The sequence below is a fragment of the Cellulosimicrobium sp. NPDC030954 genome (genome assembly GCF_055571305.1).
The window spans coordinates 71,123-85,786 of the sequence record NZ_JBVIFN010000009.1 but is presented as its reverse complement, the minus strand read 5'-3'; the positions used below and the strand labels follow the sequence as shown (position 1 = coordinate 85,786).

The 14,664-nt window shown below is 76.3% G+C and carries 15 protein-coding genes; 3 read left to right on the top strand and 12 right to left on the bottom strand.

Annotation, left to right across the window (positions count from 1 at the left end; genetic code table 11):
- Nucleotides 1-38: 38 nt before the first annotated feature.
- Nucleotides 39-512, top strand: a complete 474-nt coding sequence (locus ACZ402_RS16445; RefSeq protein ID WP_375824044.1) for an Lrp/AsnC family transcriptional regulator — start codon at nt 39-41, stop codon at nt 510-512.
- A gap of 419 nt (nt 513-931) precedes the next feature.
- Here ACZ402_RS16445 and ACZ402_RS16440 read toward each other — a convergent pair whose 3' ends face one another.
- The 5 genes from ACZ402_RS16440 to rpmF form a co-directional block, all read right to left on the bottom strand.
- A complete protein-coding gene (locus ACZ402_RS16440) occupies nt 932-5,182 on the bottom strand; it encodes an SCO7613 C-terminal domain-containing membrane protein (RefSeq protein WP_375824046.1) in 4,251 nt (1,416 codons plus the stop codon).
- 108 nt (nt 5,183-5,290) lie between these two features.
- Nucleotides 5,291-6,157, bottom strand: coding sequence for a ketopantoate reductase family protein (locus tag ACZ402_RS16435; protein ID WP_375824047.1), 867 nt, complete (start codon nt 6,155-6,157; stop codon nt 5,291-5,293).
- A gap of 115 nt (nt 6,158-6,272) precedes the next feature.
- Nucleotides 6,273-7,574 (bottom strand): YibE/F family protein, encoded by a 1,302-nt coding sequence (locus ACZ402_RS16430; protein ID WP_375824049.1) that lies wholly within the window; start codon nt 7,572-7,574, stop codon nt 6,273-6,275.
- Between the two features lie 55 nt (nt 7,575-7,629).
- Nucleotides 7,630-8,940 (bottom strand): aspartate--tRNA(Asn) ligase, encoded by a 1,311-nt coding sequence (gene aspS, locus ACZ402_RS16425; RefSeq protein ID WP_375824050.1) that lies wholly within the window; start codon nt 8,938-8,940, stop codon nt 7,630-7,632.
- A gap of 231 nt (nt 8,941-9,171) precedes the next feature.
- Nucleotides 9,172-9,342 carry a 50S ribosomal protein L32 gene (gene rpmF, locus ACZ402_RS16420; protein WP_375824052.1) on the bottom strand — a complete coding sequence of 57 codons (171 nt, stop codon included), beginning with the start codon at nt 9,340-9,342 and terminating at the stop codon, nt 9,172-9,174.
- Nucleotides 9,343-9,521: 179 nt separating this feature from the next.
- On the opposite strand from rpmF, the gene ACZ402_RS16415 reads away from it, so the two are divergent.
- Complete coding sequence (locus ACZ402_RS16415; RefSeq protein WP_087470694.1) at nt 9,522-9,893, top strand: hypothetical protein; 372 nt, start codon at nt 9,522-9,524, stop codon at nt 9,891-9,893.
- A gap of 198 nt (nt 9,894-10,091) precedes the next feature.
- Here ACZ402_RS16415 and ACZ402_RS16410 read toward each other — a convergent pair whose 3' ends face one another.
- The 7 genes from ACZ402_RS16410 to rpmB form a co-directional block, all read right to left on the bottom strand.
- Nucleotides 10,092-10,376 carry an HU family DNA-binding protein gene (locus ACZ402_RS16410; protein WP_375824053.1) on the bottom strand — a complete coding sequence of 95 codons (285 nt, stop codon included), beginning with the start codon at nt 10,374-10,376 and terminating at the stop codon, nt 10,092-10,094.
- Between the two features lie 155 nt (nt 10,377-10,531).
- Complete coding sequence (aztD, locus tag ACZ402_RS16405) at nt 10,532-11,992, bottom strand: zinc metallochaperone AztD (protein ID WP_375824055.1); 1,461 nt, start codon at nt 11,990-11,992, stop codon at nt 10,532-10,534.
- 62 nt (nt 11,993-12,054) lie between these two features.
- Complete coding sequence (ykgO, locus tag ACZ402_RS16400) at nt 12,055-12,177, bottom strand: type B 50S ribosomal protein L36 (protein WP_047231790.1); 123 nt, start codon at nt 12,175-12,177, stop codon at nt 12,055-12,057.
- Entirely contained in the window at nt 12,174-12,473 is a 300-nt protein-coding gene (locus ACZ402_RS16395; RefSeq protein WP_375824056.1) for a type B 50S ribosomal protein L31, read from the bottom strand. Before ACZ402_RS16395 ends, ykgO begins: the two co-directional genes overlap by 4 nt.
- Nucleotides 12,474-12,531: 58 nt before the next feature.
- Nucleotides 12,532-12,837: a 30S ribosomal protein S14 gene (rpsN, locus tag ACZ402_RS16390; protein WP_375824057.1), complete on the bottom strand. Its 306-nt coding sequence runs from the start codon at nt 12,835-12,837 to the stop codon at nt 12,532-12,534.
- The gene (rpmG, locus tag ACZ402_RS16385) at nt 12,837-13,004 is read right to left on the bottom strand and encodes a 50S ribosomal protein L33 (protein ID WP_021483268.1); all 168 of its coding nucleotides are present in this window, start codon (nt 13,002-13,004) and stop codon (nt 12,837-12,839) included. Before rpmG ends, rpsN begins: the two co-directional genes overlap by 1 nt.
- The gene (rpmB, locus tag ACZ402_RS16380) at nt 13,004-13,240 is read right to left on the bottom strand and encodes a 50S ribosomal protein L28 (RefSeq protein ID WP_021483267.1); all 237 of its coding nucleotides are present in this window, start codon (nt 13,238-13,240) and stop codon (nt 13,004-13,006) included. Before rpmB ends, rpmG begins: the two co-directional genes overlap by 1 nt.
- Before the next feature lie 175 nt (nt 13,241-13,415).
- On the opposite strand from rpmB, the gene ACZ402_RS16375 reads away from it, so the two are divergent.
- The gene (locus ACZ402_RS16375) at nt 13,416-14,630 is read left to right on the top strand and encodes a CobW family GTP-binding protein (protein WP_375824059.1); all 1,215 of its coding nucleotides are present in this window, start codon (nt 13,416-13,418) and stop codon (nt 14,628-14,630) included.
- Nucleotides 14,631-14,664 lie beyond the last annotated feature (34 nt).

Genomic DNA, 14,664 nt, shown 5'->3' with positions numbered 1-14,664 from the left:
CGCAGTGTGACCGCCGTCACTCGACTAGGGTGAGCAGCATGCACAGCGCCGACGCTGTCGACCTCGACCTCCTGCTCGCCCTCGCCGACGACCCGCGGGCGACGATCGTCGCGCTCGCCGACCGCCTGCGGATCTCCCGCAACACCGTCGCCGCGCGCCTCGCGCGGCTGGAGGCCGAGGGCGCGTTCCTCGCGCTCGACCGGCGGATCGACCCGCACGTGCTCGGGCACCCGCTCACGGCGTTCGTCGAGGTCCAGGTGCGGCAGAAGGAGCTCGCGCGGATCGTCGACGACGTCGCGCGCATCCCCGAGGTCGTGCAGGCGTTCGGGCGCAGCGGGACGGCCGACCTGCGGGTCACCGTCGCGTGCCGCGACACCGACCACCTGTTCCGCATCGATGCGGCGATCCTCGCGATCGACGGCGTCGAGCGCACGGAGACCTCGCTCTCGATGGGCGAGCTCATCCCCTACCGCCTGCGCCCGCTCATCGAGCAGCAACGGCGCACCCGATAGCGTCGGACGTCGAGATCGGGGGCGAGCGTGCGGGACCTGATTCTTCGCTGCCAGGAGGAGGACCTCCGAGAAGCTTGCGGCCGTGTGCGACATCGACCCCCGCAAGACACCTTGGACGGTACGGGATCGACGCTGCTCCACGCGGCGCTGAGCGGGACGAGTCGGGGAGCTCCGGGTGACGACGCCGTACGGCACGGTGCGTGAGTGTGACGTCGACTCGATCAGCCAGGGTTGTTCGATCCGGAGCCCGTGCGGCTGGACGGGTTGGACGCAGACGTTGTGCGTGAGGCGGAGCCCAAGCGTCCATGACGGTGCCCCGAGGCTCGGCTCCCCGTGGCTCACCCCGCCCGCCCCCCGGAGCCGACGCCCGTACGCTCGCCCGGTCGAGCCGTTGTCGGACGCCTCGTTCGGGGCGGTGGCTACCTGAGGTCTCGCACGTACGCCGCGGCGCCGTCGTACGCGGCGATCCGGCGCTCGTAGTACGTCGCGATGATGAGCAGCAGGCCGCCGGCCGCGGCGAGCGTGAGCATCCAGGGTCCGGCGGAGATGCGCGTGCCGAGCTGGGACACGAATACGACGAGGATCTCGACCGGCAGCATCGCGACACCCAGCAGGAACGGCGCCGCGAGGTGCGTGCGCGTCCCGACGAGCACCGCGGCCAGCGCGAGCACGACGACGAGCACGGCCCGCCAGGTGCGCGCGTCGGTGTACGTGGCGAGGACCGACGGCCCGAGGAGCGCGAGCAGGCCGGGGGCGAGGGTCCGCCAGGACCCGAGGAACCCGACGGGCCACCCGCCGAGCGACGGCGTCGCGCTCGCCCGCGCCCTGGCCTGGCGGGCCGGGCCTCCCGGAGCACCGGGGTCGTCGCCCGCCGTGCCGCCCGAGGTGCCGGGCACCGCCGTCGTGCCGGCCGCGAGCGCGAGGTACCCCGCGACGAGCAGGCCCGCGCCGAGCGGGAGCGAGAAGACCTCGACGCGGAGCTCGCGCGGCGACCACGCGCCGATCGCGGCCACGAGCGCGAGCGACCACGTGAACCAGGCGGGCGGGAGGTCGAGCCGACCGCGGACCGCACGCCGCACCCCGACCACGAGGAGCGCGAGCAGCGCCACCTCGACGAGCCAGACGGTCGCGATGACGCCCCACACCGGCCGGACGTTCGCGACGGTCCCGACCACGGCGAGGGCGGCGGCGGGCGCCACGGCCCAGCGGCGCGCGACGGCGGCCCCCCGGCCCCGGCCGCGCGGCACCACCCGGGCGCCGACGAGGCCCGCCCCGAGCGCGACCCCGCCCGCGGCGAGCGCCCAGACGAACCCGAGCACGAACACCGCGCCCCCGCCGGGCGCGTGCGCGACGTGGAGCGACTCGACGGTCCCGCCGGTCGCCGCGAGCACTCCCGCGCCCGCGAGCCGCAGGGCCGCGGCGCGTCGCCAGCCACCCTCGCCCGCGCCGGTCCCACGGCCCAGCAGCACCGCGGCGAGGACGCACCCGGCCCCGGCCACGACGAGGAGCGGTGCCCGGACGTCGCCCGCGCCCGGCGCCGCACCCAGGGCGAGAACGGACGGCACGACGAGCAGCACCAGGCCCGCGCTCGCCAGCTCCCACCACCGGCGCCCACGGCGCGCGAGCAGCGCCCCCGTGACGAGCGCGGCGAGGGCGGGCGGCGCGGTGTACGCCTCGACGAGCCCGACCTCCGCGGCGGCGAGCGCCGTCCACAGCGCGGCGGTCCCGAGCGCGGCGGCGAGCCACCACTCGGCGCGCCGGTCGCGGTCGCGCGCGGCGAGCCCCGCGCCCACGGCGAGCAGGAGCAGCACCGCGACCGCGACCGTCGGCCCGGCGGCGGGCCGCCCGAACGCCAGCCCGACGGCGATCGCCCCCGTGAGCGCGGCGCTCACCTCGACGGCGACGCGGCCGGCGGCCAGGTGGATCCGGGCCGTGACCGGCCGGGCGGCGGCGAGCGCCGTCGCCACGAGCAGGGCGACGACCGGCAGCACGACGGGCGACCCGCTGCCCGGCAGGAGGAGGGCGCCCGCGCTGACCACGGCGACGGCCGCCGTCGGCAGGACGAGCGCCGCGGCGAGCACGCGCAGCGCGGTGACCGACCCGGGCCGCCGCGAGCCGACGAGCACGACCTCGAGCGCGAGCATCGCGACGCACGCGGCGACGGACCACCAGCTGCGCTCGTCGACGACCGTGAGGACGCCGAGGCCGAAGGGCACCGCGGTCACGCCGAGCACGGCCCACCACGACTCGCGGTCGACGCGCGGGACGAGCGTCACCGCGAGCGCGGCGACCGAGGCGACCCCGGAGACCGCGCACAGGACCGCGACGGTCCCGGCGCCGCTCCACGCGAGCGTCACGCCGAGCACGAGCAGCGCGTACCCGTAGGCGGTGCCGACGAGCGGGGCGTGCAGACCCCGCGGCGCGGCGGCCCGGGCCGCGAGCAGGAGCCCGCCGACGACGACCGCGCCGGCCGTCGCGGTGGGGCGTGCGACCCACGAGCCGGCGACGAGGAGCAGGACGGCCGCGATCGCGCCCGCGACGGCGGCCGCGTGCCAGACCCGCGTCTCGGCCCGAGCGACCGGGACGACACCGTGCCGCAGGACGGCGCGCGGAGCGGGGATCACCCCGGCGACCGGGCGCAGGGCACGACCGAACCCTCGTCGGACGGCGCGGACGATCGCGCCCGGCGCGGCGCCGCCGGCGACGACCCCCGGGTCGCCGGCCCCGGCCGTCAGGCCCGCCCGGTGCCCGTCAGGTCGAGCAGTCGTGACGGGCCGGGCGGTCACGACGACGAGCAGGGCCGCGAGCAGCGCGAGCAGCACGAGCGAGGTGACGCCCGCGAGCCGCGGGTCCAGCACGAGCGCGACGACGAGCGCGAGGAGCATCCACGGACCGAGCGCGCGCCCGGTCCGCACGACCGGGGCGGCGCCGAGCCGTCGTACCCCGGCGAGGCGCGGCAAGGGCACGGGGACGGGCGTGCGCAGCGGGAGCCGGGCGGCGACGAGGAGGACGACCAGGGCGGACAGGAGGCCGAGGAGCGTCCCGTCGAGCAGCGCCGCGCCGACGGTGCCGCCGCGGACGCCCTCCCCCCACAGCCCGGCGGAGAGGACACCGACGCCGAGCGGCTCGTCGTCGAGCGTCGCGGCGGTCCCGGCGGTGCCGGTCACGAGGACCTCGGCCGCGCGGACCCCCGCGACGGCCAGCGCGGGCCCGGCCCCGACGAGGGCGACGACCGCGCCGCCGAGGAGGGCGTCCGACCGTCCGACGGCCGGGACCGGAGAGCCGAGCACCCCCGCCGCCACGCGCGACGAGGTGAGCGCGAGGACGAGGAGCCACGTGCCGGCGGCGAGCGCGGGGACGAGGCCCAGCCAGGCGACGTCGCCCCCGGTCCCGAGCAGCGCCCCCGCGAGGACGGCCGACGCGCCGCCGACCGCGTACCAGCGCCGCTCGCGGGTCGCGACGCGCAGCAGCACGGCCGCGAGCGCGGCGCCGAGCGCGACGAGCGCGGCCCCGGCGCCGGTCGGGAGACCCGGCGGGGCGGTGACGGTGAGCCCGACGACCACGGCGAGGGGCACCGCGACCGTGCGCACGACGCCGAGCAGCGCCCGCTCACCTCGCAGAGCGCTGCCGACCCGCGCGCCGGAGCGCGCCGCCACGGGCGCGGCGAGCGCCGTGAGGCACGCCGTCGCGAGGAGGGCGGCCGCCCTGCCCCACGGCGCCTGCGCGGCCGGCGCCGCCACGAGCGGCACGAGCGGCCCGAGCACGACGGCGCTCGTCACCCACGCCCGGACGCGCGCCCGGTCCCCGACGGCACCGAGGCCCGCGACGACCGCGGCGAGCAGCGACGCGCGCGCCGCCGCGGTGCCGACGAGGTCGAGCCCCCACGCGCTCAGCGCGAGCTCGACGTCCACGACCGCGAGCACGACGGCGAGCGCCGCGACGGCCTCGGCGGACGAGCGCAGGCCGCGCGACCGCAGGAGCACCGCGGCCCCGACCGTGAGCACCGTGACGACCCCGGTCACGAGGGCACGCAGGGCGAGGTCGTCGGCGAAGGTGAAGAACACGAAGACGACCGTCGCGACGGCGAGGAGCCCCGCCCCCGCCCCGGCGAGGACCGGCTGGAGGCCGACCGAGCGCGACGGCGCCGCGCCCGGCACGACGACGGCGCGCGACCCCGCGGGTGCGGGCCGGACCGCCCCGGTCGTCGCGGGCGACCCGGACAGCCCGGGCGACCCCGGCGCCGAGGGGTGGACCGGCACCGGACGGCGTGGCCCGAGCGCGGGCACGTTGCCGGCCACAGACCCAGCCACCGGCGCGACGGCGGGCGGGCGCGGGCCCGCCTGGCCGCGGCCGGTCGGGTCGAGCGGGCGCATCGCGCCGGGCGGGCCAGCGGGCACCGCGCGCGCACCGGGCGGCGCCGCGACGGCGGCGCGGGCGGCCCACGCGGCCGCCTCGGGCTGGGCCGCACGCAGGGCGTCGAGGGCGACCTGGCGTCGCGAGAGCGCGTCGGCCGCCTCGCTCGACGCCGCGGCGACCTCGAACGCGAGCGGACCGGTGAGGTCGAGCAGGCACCGGTCGCAGCGGGACGACCGCAGCGTCGCGGCGCACGCGGGGCAGGAACGCGTCTCGGGCAGCCGCGCCAGCGCGACGTCGACCCACGGCTCTCTCATGACGGACATCCTGGCGAACCTGTGAGGCGCCTGGGGACGCGTCCACAGGGGGTCGCGTGGCGGTCCGGTGAAGGCTCCCGGCGGGCGCCGGGCCGGGGCGTCCGCCCGTCAGCCGCCGAGGCCGGCGACGAGCGCGCGGGTGAGCGGCGCGCCCATGCCCGCGCGGTCGGCGGCACGGACGATCGCGCCGCCGATGGCGTCCACCTCGAGCGGCAGGCCGGCCTCGGCGTCGCGCAGCATGGAGGACTTGGCCTCCGGCGCGAAGCGCCCGTAGCGGGCGAGCGTGCGCTCGGGGTCCGACGGCGCGCCGCTCGCCGCGGCGACGGCCGCGACCTCGCGCACGAGCGCCTCGAGCTCGGCGCCGTGCGCGGTCCGCACGTCCCCGATCGGGGCGCGGTACGTCGTCGTGAGCAGGGCGAACGGGGCGAGGAACGAGAGCTTGGCCCACATCAGCGCGGTCTCGTCCGCGTGGACCCTCGTCTCGATCCCGGCCCGCTCGAGAAGCCCCCGCACGGCCTCCACGCGCTCCGGGTCGACGGCGCCGGGCGCGAGCCCCACGTCGACGAACGCGCTCGTGTGCTCGATCTCCCCCGGGGCGACGCGCGCCGACTCGACGCTGATCGTCGCGGGCAGCACCCGCTCGGCCCCGTACCGCGCGCGCAGCACGTCGAGGTGGTCGAGCCCGTTGAGGAACGGGACGACGACGCCGTCGCCGAGCGCCTCGGGCGGCACCCGGTCGAGCGCGTCGTCGAGCGCGGTCTGCTTGACCGCGACGAGCACGACGTCGACCGGCCGGTCGAGCCGCGTGACCGCCCGCGCGGGGACGTGGAACTCGCCGACCTGACGGCTGCGCACGTGCACGCCGTGCTCGGTCAGCGCCGCCGCGGTGCGCTCCCCCGCGAGGAACGTCACCTCGGCCCCCGACCGCGCGAGCAGCGCGCCCACCAGCCCGCCGACCCCGCCCGGCCCCAGCACCGCTGCGCCTCGGCCGTCCCGGCCGTCTCGGCCGTCCCTGCCGCTCGTCGTCCCCGTCACCGTCGTCCCCTCGTCGTCCCGCCGGACCGTCCCGGCCGTCCCTCCGCGCCCGTCGTCAGACCGCGGGGACCTCGACCCTACCCACGGGGACGGACCCCACCGACGCGGAGCCGGGCACGGTGAGCGCCGCGATGGCCGTGGTGATCGGGATCGCGAGGACGAGGCCGATCGAGCCGACGAGGGTGCGCACGACCTCCTCCGCGATCTCGCCCGAGGTGAGGCTCGTGGCGAGGTTCTGGTCGGACAGGTAGACCGCCATGAGCAACGGCAGGGCCGCGCCGACGTAGGCGAACGCGATCGTGTAGACGGTCGAGGCGATGTGGTCGCGCCCGATGCGCATCGCGCGCGCGAAGAGCTCGCGCCGGGTCGCGAGCGGTGCGACCGCCCGCAGCTCCCACACGGCCGACGCCTGGGTGATGGTCACGTCGTTGAGCACGCCCATGCCGGCGAGCACGATGCCGCACAGCACGACGCCCTGGATGTCGAGCGAGGGCGCGTACTGCGGGATCCACAGGGACTCCTCCGAGGTGAGCCCCGTGATGTTCGACGCGCCCGAGCCCCACCACCCCAGCAGCGCCGTGATGGCGAGCCCGACGAGCGTGCCGAGCAGCGCCGTCGACGTGCGCGCGGTGAACCCGTGCGCGACGTAGAGCACGACGAACATGACGAGCGACGACGTCACGAGCGCGACGCCCAGCGCGTTCTGCCCCGTGAGCAGCGCGGGCAGCGTGAACCACGTGATGACGACGAACGCGCCCGCGAGCCCGGCGAGCGCGGCGAGGCCGCGCCAGCGCGCGACGGCCAGCACCACGACGGCGTACGCGATCGCGAGGACCCCGATGGGCAGCCCGCGCTCGAAGTCCATGAACACGTACGGGCTCACTCCCGCCCCGACCGCCTCGGCGATGTAGAGGACGCGGAGCCGGTCACCCTCGTCGAACCCGTAGGCGACGTACTCCGGCGGTGCGCCGACGGTGATCGCGTCGCCGCCCACGTCCTCGCCGCCCGCGCGCGACCCCTCGTCGAGGCGGGCGGGGACCTCGCTCGTCTCCGGGTCGATCGGCCCGGTGACCGTGGCGCGCAGGACCGAGCTGCCCTCGGCCGCGACGGGGATGCGGTCCGGGACGTCGGCGGACGCGGGCCACAGGGCGACCAGCCCGGCCAGCGTGACGAGCAGGGCCGGGACGAGCAGCGCCGCGAGCGTGAGGCGCACGCGCCGCGTCGCGGGCGCCGCGCGCCCGTGCGCGTGACCGTGCCCGTGCCCGTGCGGGTCGGCGTGCGACCGCCCGGGCTGCTCGCGGCGCTCCCGGCGCCCCGGGACGGGGCCGGACGTCAGGTCGGGGCTCGGCTCGCTCACCCCAGGATGCTGCCACGGCGGGCCGACGGCGCGTGGTGGCACGCGCCGTCGGGCGCTACGGGGCGAGGCGGTGCAGGTCCCGGGGGAAGAGCGCGACCTCACGGACGTTGGGCGCCTCCACGAGGCGGGCGACCCAGCGCTCGAGGCCGATGGCGAAGCCGCCGTGCGGGGGCATCCCGTGGGCGAACGCCTCGAGGTAGGTCTCGTACGGCTCTGCCGCCTCGCCCCGCGCCGCCAGCGCGGCGACGTAGTCCTGGTAGCGGTGCAGCCGCTGCCCGCCGGTCACCAGCTCCAGGCCGCGGAAGAGCAGGTCGAAGCTGTTGCTCCAGCGCGGGTCGTCGGGTTGCGGGTGCGTGTAGAAGGGCCGCTTCCGCATCGGGTAGCCCTCGACCGCGAGGAAGTCGGAGCCGTGGGTCGACATCGCCCAGGTACCCAGGGACCGCTCGTGCTCGGGGGCGAGGTCCGGCTCGTCGTCGGCCGCACCCACGAGGGCGAGCGCGTCGCGGAAGTGGATCACGGGGATCTCGGACGGCACGACCGGCAGCGCAAGCCCGAGCCGCTCGACGGCGTCGCCCGCCCCGTCCCGGAGCGCCTCGACCATGCCGGCGAGCACGTCGCGCAGCACCGCCAGGACGTCCCGGTGGTCGCGCACGAAGCCGAGCTCGACGTCCAGGGAGACGTACTCCGCGAGGTGGCGTGCCGTGTCGTGGGGCTCCGCCCGGAAGACCGGCCCGACCTCGTACACGCGCTCGAACACGCCGACCATCTGCTGCTTGAAGAACTGCGGGCTCTGGGCGAGGTAGGCGGTGCGGCCGAAGTAGTCGACGGGGAACACGCTCGCGCCGGACTCCGTGGCGGACGCGACGAGCTTGGGGGTCTGGATCTCGGTGAAGCCCGCCGCGTCGAGCGTGGCGCGGAACCCGCGCAGGCTCGCGGCGGCGAGCTCCCAGCGGGCCCGCCGCGCCGGGTGCCGCCACGTCACGGCCGCGTGGTCGAGGAGCGTGGGCAGCGCGACGTCGAGGTCCGGGCGCCACAGCTCGACCGGCGGGCGGGTCGCGGGCGCGCCGAGCAGCGTGATCGTCGGCGCGGTGATCTCGACGCCGCCCGGTGCCTGCGCGTTCGCGGTGGCCGTCCCCGTGACCTGGACGGCGGTCTCCTCCGGCGGCAGCCCCTCCGCGGGGACCTCGTGCGGACGCAGGACGACCTGGGCGAGGTCCGTGCGGTCGCGCAGGACCAGGAAGGACACCGTCGCCAGCTCGCGGCGGCGGTGCACGTGCCCGCTCAGGGTCACCACACGTCCGGGTGGTGCGGCGGCGACGTCGGCGGCCAGGGTGCGAGCGGGGGCGGGCGGGGCGGGTGGTCTCATGACTCCTCCTGGGAAGGGCAGGCCCTGGAGGTGCGGGCGGGGGCTAGGTCGCGGTGCCACCACACCTTCGTCGACGTCTCGTCGACCTCTCGTCGGTACGCCGGCACGCGCGGGGAGCCGCCGCCGGCGTCGCCACCGGCCGAGGGTCGTCACGCCTCGCAGCCACCGCGAGCGACGATACCGACCGACCCGCGCGCGGACCACCGCATTGCGGTGGTCCGCGGCCACGGGTCAGTCGGGCAGCGTCACGTAGCCGCGGCGCACGCCCGCGACGAGGCGGCGCGGGAGGGTGACCTCGCGCCCGTCGACGACGACGGTCACGAGCTCCGGCACCTGCGCCTTCCACTGGGAGCGGCGGGCGCGCGTGTGGGAGCGGGAGAGCTTGCGCTTGGGCACGGCCATGAGGGGTCCTTCCGGTGGGTGGAGCGCCCAGCCTAGCGTTTCATGAGAATGGTTCTCAAGACGCGTCGAGAATGGGCCCTCGGACGGCGGTAGCATCCCGAGGGCTGCCCGCCCGTGTGGCGGCACCGCCGCCGTCACACCCCGCCACAGCCAGCCACCGCACACCACGAGGAGCCACCATGGCCACGGTCGACTACTTCCTGTCCGGCGACCCCGAGGTCGCCAAGCAGCACCTGCACGCCGCGCTCCAGGAGCAGGGCTTCACCGTCACCACGCGCCCGACGGGCCAGTGGGCCGCCGAGCGCGGGAGCAAGCAGAAGACGTTCTGGCTCGGCGCGTTCGCCGGCAAGGCGCAGCACCTCGTCTTCACGGTCGACTTCATGCTCCACGGCGACCAGCTCGTCGCCCGCATCGACCGCCCGACGGGGCACGGTGCCATGGCCGGCGCGGTCGGCGTGGCTCGCTCGAACAAGGCGTTCTCCGAGGTCGACCAGGCCATCGGCACGCGCCTGACGAACCACGGCATCCTCGCGAACGTCGTCCACGCCTGACCACCCCCACCCCTCGCGCCGAACACGCCTCCACCCCGCGTCGAGAACGACCTGAGGGTCGTTATCTGCCGCAAAACGACCCTCATGTCGTGTTCGGCGCTGGGGCGGGGGACGGGGACGACGAAGGCCCGGAGCCCCTCGCGGGGTTCCGGGCCTTCGTGCTGCTGACCGGACCGGCAGCGGCCGGTCAGCGAGACGTCACTTGGCGACGGCCTTCTTGAGCAGGCTGCCGGCGCTGATCTTCACGCCGAAGCCGGCCGGGATCGAGATCTCCTCGCCCGTACGGGGGTTGCGGCCCGTGCGGGCGGCACGCTCGACGCGCTCGACGGACAGGAGGCCCGTGACCTTGACGGCCTCGCCCTTGCCGAGCGACTCGATGAGCACCTCCTGGAAGGCGTTGAGGGCCTTCTCGGCGTCCGACTTCGAAAGACCGTCGGCCTTGCTGGCGATAGCCGAGATGAGCTCGGACTTGTTGAGCGACATGCGAATCCCTTCTTCGGTTCACGACGCGCGGTGGTCACCACCCGTCGTCACGGTCTCAGTGTGCCAGCCGCGAGGCCGTGCACCGGGGACAACACTAGGGAACACGCGGAGTTTCGCGCGACTTCTCGCGCCCTCCGGTCGTCGCGTGTCGGCGCTCAGCCCTCCTCGTGGTCGTGGTCGTGGCTCTCGTGACCGTCCTCGGCGTGCTCCTCGTGGGCGTGCTCGCCCTCCTCGTGGGCGTGCTCGTGGTCGTCGTGCGCGCCGGTCGCCGCCGGCTTCCCCGTGACGCCGGCGAGCTCGTTGGGGACGACGTCGAGCGCGGCGCTCTTCCACACCTCGCCGCCGACGTAGTCGACCGCGTGGATCGCGCGGCCGGCCGGGTCGGTGACGTACGCGATGCCGTCCTGGACGAGCAGCGCGGGGCGCGGCTCCTGCCACTCCTCGGGCTCCTCCCACGCGTCGACGACCGGGATGGAGCGCACGACGGTGCCCGCCTCTGGGTCGATGACGTGCAGCGACCCGTCCGTGCCGAGCACGAGCGCCTCGCCCGCGTCGCCGCGGCCGAGCGAGCGGAACGTGTAGCTCGCGGGCAGGTCGACGAGGCGCAGGCTCGCGTCGCGCGTGTCGACGAGCGAGACGCGGGTCGGCCGCTCCAGCTCGGCGTCGGGGTCGGACTTGTAGTCGCCCAGGACGAACGGCGACGCCTCGCTGCCCGCCTGGTTCCCGATGCGCCCGTAGGCGTCCGGGGCCGCGACCTTGCTGATCGCGCCGCCCGCGACGACGACCGCACCGTCCTCGCAGCCGATCACGACGGCCTCGCCCGCGGCGACGGCCTCGCCGTGCACGCCGGGGCACTGGTCCGTCGCCGCGACCTTGGTGCCCGCGGGGTCGAGCAGGCGGACGCCCGTGCGCGCGTCCTCGGTGCCCTCGGAGACGACGAGCGAGCCGTCGGACAGCTCGACCGCGACGCCGTGGTGGGCCTCGGGGGTCGTCAGGGTGCGCGCGTCGTCGATGCCGTGCGGGTCGGCCACGGCGGCGGAGTCGAGCACGGTGATCTCGCCCGTGCCGTCGTCGAAGAGCGCGGTGCGGCCCTCGTGCACGACGACGTGGCCCGGCTTCTCGGCCGCGTACGTCACGTCCGTGAGGACGGGGTCCGCGGTGTAGTAGTGCGCATGGTCGCCGTGCGGCTCGGCCCAGGTGCCGGCGTCGAGCACCTGGAAGCCGCCCGACGTCGAGACGAGCAGGTGCCGCCCGTCGCCCGCGGGGTTGAGGCGGTTGAAGCCGGGGAGCTGGAGGTCGTCGACGACCTCGAGCGTCGTCGCGTCGAGGACCTGGACGCCGCCGCCGTAGGTGATCGCGAGGCGCGGCGTGAGGGCCGCCGCCTCGCTGACGTCGGACGTGGCCGACGGCGCGGGGTCGGCGCCGTCGCCCTGCTCGCCCTCGGAGCCCGCCCCCTGCGCGCACGCCGCGACGAGCGCGAGCGGGAGGGCGAGGCCGAGAGCGAGGGCGAGCGGGCGCCGTCGGGCCCGTGCCCCGGGAGGGGCGTCACCGGAGGGGGGACTCGCCCCGGCGGGATCGGCGTGGGCGTCGGTCGGGTCGGGTGCGGTGTGGTGCATGCGTGGTCGGCCGCCCGGGGACCCGGGCGGCCGCTCCTCTCCGGTGGTGGTGGGTGCGCGGGTCAGCCCTGACGGGCCTTCCAGCGCGGGTTGGCCTTGTTGATGACGAAGGTCTTGCCGTGCCGGCGCACGACCTTCGCCCCGGGCTTGTCCTTGAGCGAGCGGAGCGAGGCGCGGACCTTCATCGCGCGCCCCCGCCCTGCGCGCCGCTGCGGGCGCCGTAGCGCTGGCGGAACTTCTCGACCCGGCCGGCGGTGTCCACGACGCGCTGCGTGCCCGTGTAGAACGGGTGGCTCGCGCTCGAGATCTCGACGTCGACGACGGGATAGGTGTTGCCGTCCGTCCACGTCACGGTCTCGCGCGGGACGCCCGGGCCCTGCGGGTGGTCGCCCGCGAGGGTCGAGCGGGTCAGGAACGAGAAGTCGGCGGACTTGTCGCGGTAGACGACAGGCCCGTAGGCGGGGTGGATGTCCTTCTTCATGGTGGTCTCCTTGCTGGGCCGGTGACGGACCGAGAGGTGCCGCGCGAGGCGGCGCCCGTCACCAGCTCGACTTCGTGACTCCGGGCAGCTCGCCGCGGTGCGCCTGCTGGCGCAGGCGGACGCGGGAGAGCCCGAACTTCCTCAGGTAGCCGCGCGGGCGGCCGTCGACGACGTCGCGGTTGCGCACGCGCGTGGCGCTCGCGTCGCGGGGCTGGCGCTGGAGCTCGCGCACCGCGGCCGCCCTCTCCTCGGACGAGGAGGACGGCGACGCGACGACTCGCTTGAGCTCCGCGCGGCGCTCGGCGTAGCGGGCGACGACGGCCGCCCGCTGCTCGTTGCGCACGATCTTCGAGCGCTTCGCCATCAGCGCTCCTCGCGGAAGTCGACGTGGCGGCGGACGACGGGGTCGAACTTGCGCAGGACCATCCGGTCGGGGTCGTTGCGGCGGTTCTTGCGGGTCACGTAGGTGAACCCGGTCCCGGCGGTGGAACGGAGCTTGATCACGGGACGGAGGTCGGTGCGGGTAGCCATCAGAGCTTCTCCCCTCGGGCGAGGATCCGCGCCACGACGGCGTCGATCCCCTGTCGGTCGATGGTCTTGATGCCCCGGGCGCTGACGCGCAGGGTCACGTGGCGACCCAGCGACGGCACCCAGTAGCGCTTCTTCTGGATGTTCGGGTCGAAGCGACGCTTGGTCCGCACGTGGGAGTGCGAGATCGCGTGGCCGAACCCGGGAGCGGTGCCGAGCACCTGGCAGACGGCGGACATGGCGGTTCCTCTCGGGGTCGGGTGAGGCGACGGGAGACGACACTAGATAGTGAGAATCATTCCCGTCAAGACGCTATGCTGACCCGCTGTCGAGAACAGTTCTCAGGAGCGGGTTGTTCCCGGCGTCGACCACGAGGTCACGCGGGGCGCCCCAGACCACGGATCGGAGCGCTTCATGCCCTTCTCGTCACCCCCTGCGTCGGGGGCCACGCCCGACGTTCCCTCCGACGCCGGGGACCCGCGCGTCGCGCTGAGCGTCCTGGCGACGATCGACCCCGTGCTGCGGGACAGCGCCGTGTTCGGGCTCGTCGTCGGGGCGCCGCGCGTCGTCGCGCTCCGGCACGACATCCGGGCCGCCGAGGGCGCGCTACGGCGGGTCGTCGTGGACGCGACCGGCGTGATCGAGGACGAGGTCGTGCCGCTCGAGCACGCGTGCCTGTCGTGCGCGGTGCGGGAGGACGCCGTCCCGACGCTGCGCCGGCTCGCCGACGACGGCCGCTGGGACCACGTGGTCCTCGCGCTGCCCGTGGCTGCGGAGTCGCTGCCGGTCGTGCGGGCGCTCGCCGCGCAGGCCGTGCCCGGCAACGTGCTCGAGCGCCTTCGCCTCGCGACCGTCCTCGCCGTCGCCGACGTCGACACGCTCGAGCACGACCTGCTCGACGACGACCTCGTCTCCGAGCGCGGCGTCGGGCTGACGGAGGACGACCAGCGGGCGGTCGGCGAGGTGCTGGCCGCCCAGCTCGAGCACGCCGACCTCGTGGTGACGACCGGTGACGTCGCGGCCGCGACCACCGGGTCCGGGCTCGTCGACCGCCTCCGCGGCGTCGGCACCCGGCGGGTCGACGGGCTGCACGCGCTCGTGGCCGACGGCCTCGCCCGGCACACGCACGACCCCGCCGCCGGCGAGCGCCGCGCCCACCCCTTCGGCGTGCGGGGTCCGCTCCCCCGGCGCGACGAGCCGTCCGGCGACCGGAGCTGGACGATCGAGCTGTGGTCGGCCCGGCCGTTCGACCCCGAGCGACTGCTGCGCCGCATCGAGGACCTCGGCACCGGCCGCGTCCGGTCCCGCGGGGTGTTCCACGTGGCCAACCGGCCCGACTCGCTGTGCGCGTGGGACGGCGCAGGCGGCCAGCTCTGCATCGGCACCCTCGGCACGTGGGACGACGCGACGACGGCCGAGGGGCGGCGGGTCGAGCCGCACACGCGCGTCGTGATCGTCGGGGCGACGGCCGCGGGCGACGCGGACGACGACGGCGGTCGCCGCCGGCTCCTCGACGCCTTCCGCGACGTGCTGGCGACGCCCGACGAGCTCGCCGACGGCGGCCTGCGCTGGCTCGGCCGCACCGACGTCCTCGCGCCCTGGCTCGGCGCCCGCAGCGAGGCCGCGTGACCTTCAGCAGCTCGCGGTGATCGCTCGTGGCGTC

What these genes read in the sequence shown, in the direction of transcription:
- aspS (WP_375824050.1), bottom strand. Translation starts at nt 8,940, where the DNA reads ATGAGACCACCCGCCCCGCCCGCCCCCGCTCGCACCCTGGCCGCCGAC.
- ACZ402_RS16445 (WP_375824044.1), top strand. Translation starts at nt 39, where the DNA reads ATGCACAGCGCCGACGCTGTCGACCTCGACCTCCTGCTCGCCCTCGCC.
- rpmG (WP_021483268.1), bottom strand. Translation starts at nt 13,004, where the DNA reads ATGGCTACCCGCACCGACCTCCGTCCCGTGATCAAGCTCCGTTCCACC.
- ACZ402_RS16375 (WP_375824059.1), top strand. Translation starts at nt 13,416, where the DNA reads ATGCCCTTCTCGTCACCCCCTGCGTCGGGGGCCACGCCCGACGTTCCC.
- ACZ402_RS16415 (WP_087470694.1), top strand. Translation starts at nt 9,522, where the DNA reads ATGGCCACGGTCGACTACTTCCTGTCCGGCGACCCCGAGGTCGCCAAG.
- ykgO (WP_047231790.1), bottom strand. Translation starts at nt 12,177, where the DNA reads ATGAAGGTCCGCGCCTCGCTCCGCTCGCTCAAGGACAAGCCCGGGGCG.
- rpmF (WP_375824052.1), bottom strand. Translation starts at nt 9,342, where the DNA reads ATGGCCGTGCCCAAGCGCAAGCTCTCCCGCTCCCACACGCGCGCCCGC.
- ACZ402_RS16410 (WP_375824053.1), bottom strand. Translation starts at nt 10,376, where the DNA reads ATGTCGCTCAACAAGTCCGAGCTCATCTCGGCTATCGCCAGCAAGGCC.
- aztD (WP_375824055.1), bottom strand. Translation starts at nt 11,992, where the DNA reads ATGCACCACACCGCACCCGACCCGACCGACGCCCACGCCGATCCCGCC.
- rpsN (WP_375824057.1), bottom strand. Translation starts at nt 12,837, where the DNA reads ATGGCGAAGCGCTCGAAGATCGTGCGCAACGAGCAGCGGGCGGCCGTC.
- rpmB (WP_021483267.1), bottom strand. Translation starts at nt 13,240, where the DNA reads ATGTCCGCCGTCTGCCAGGTGCTCGGCACCGCTCCCGGGTTCGGCCAC.
- ACZ402_RS16440 (WP_375824046.1), bottom strand. Translation starts at nt 5,182, where the DNA reads ATGAGAGAGCCGTGGGTCGACGTCGCGCTGGCGCGGCTGCCCGAGACG.
- ACZ402_RS16395 (WP_375824056.1), bottom strand. Translation starts at nt 12,473, where the DNA reads ATGAAGAAGGACATCCACCCCGCCTACGGGCCTGTCGTCTACCGCGAC.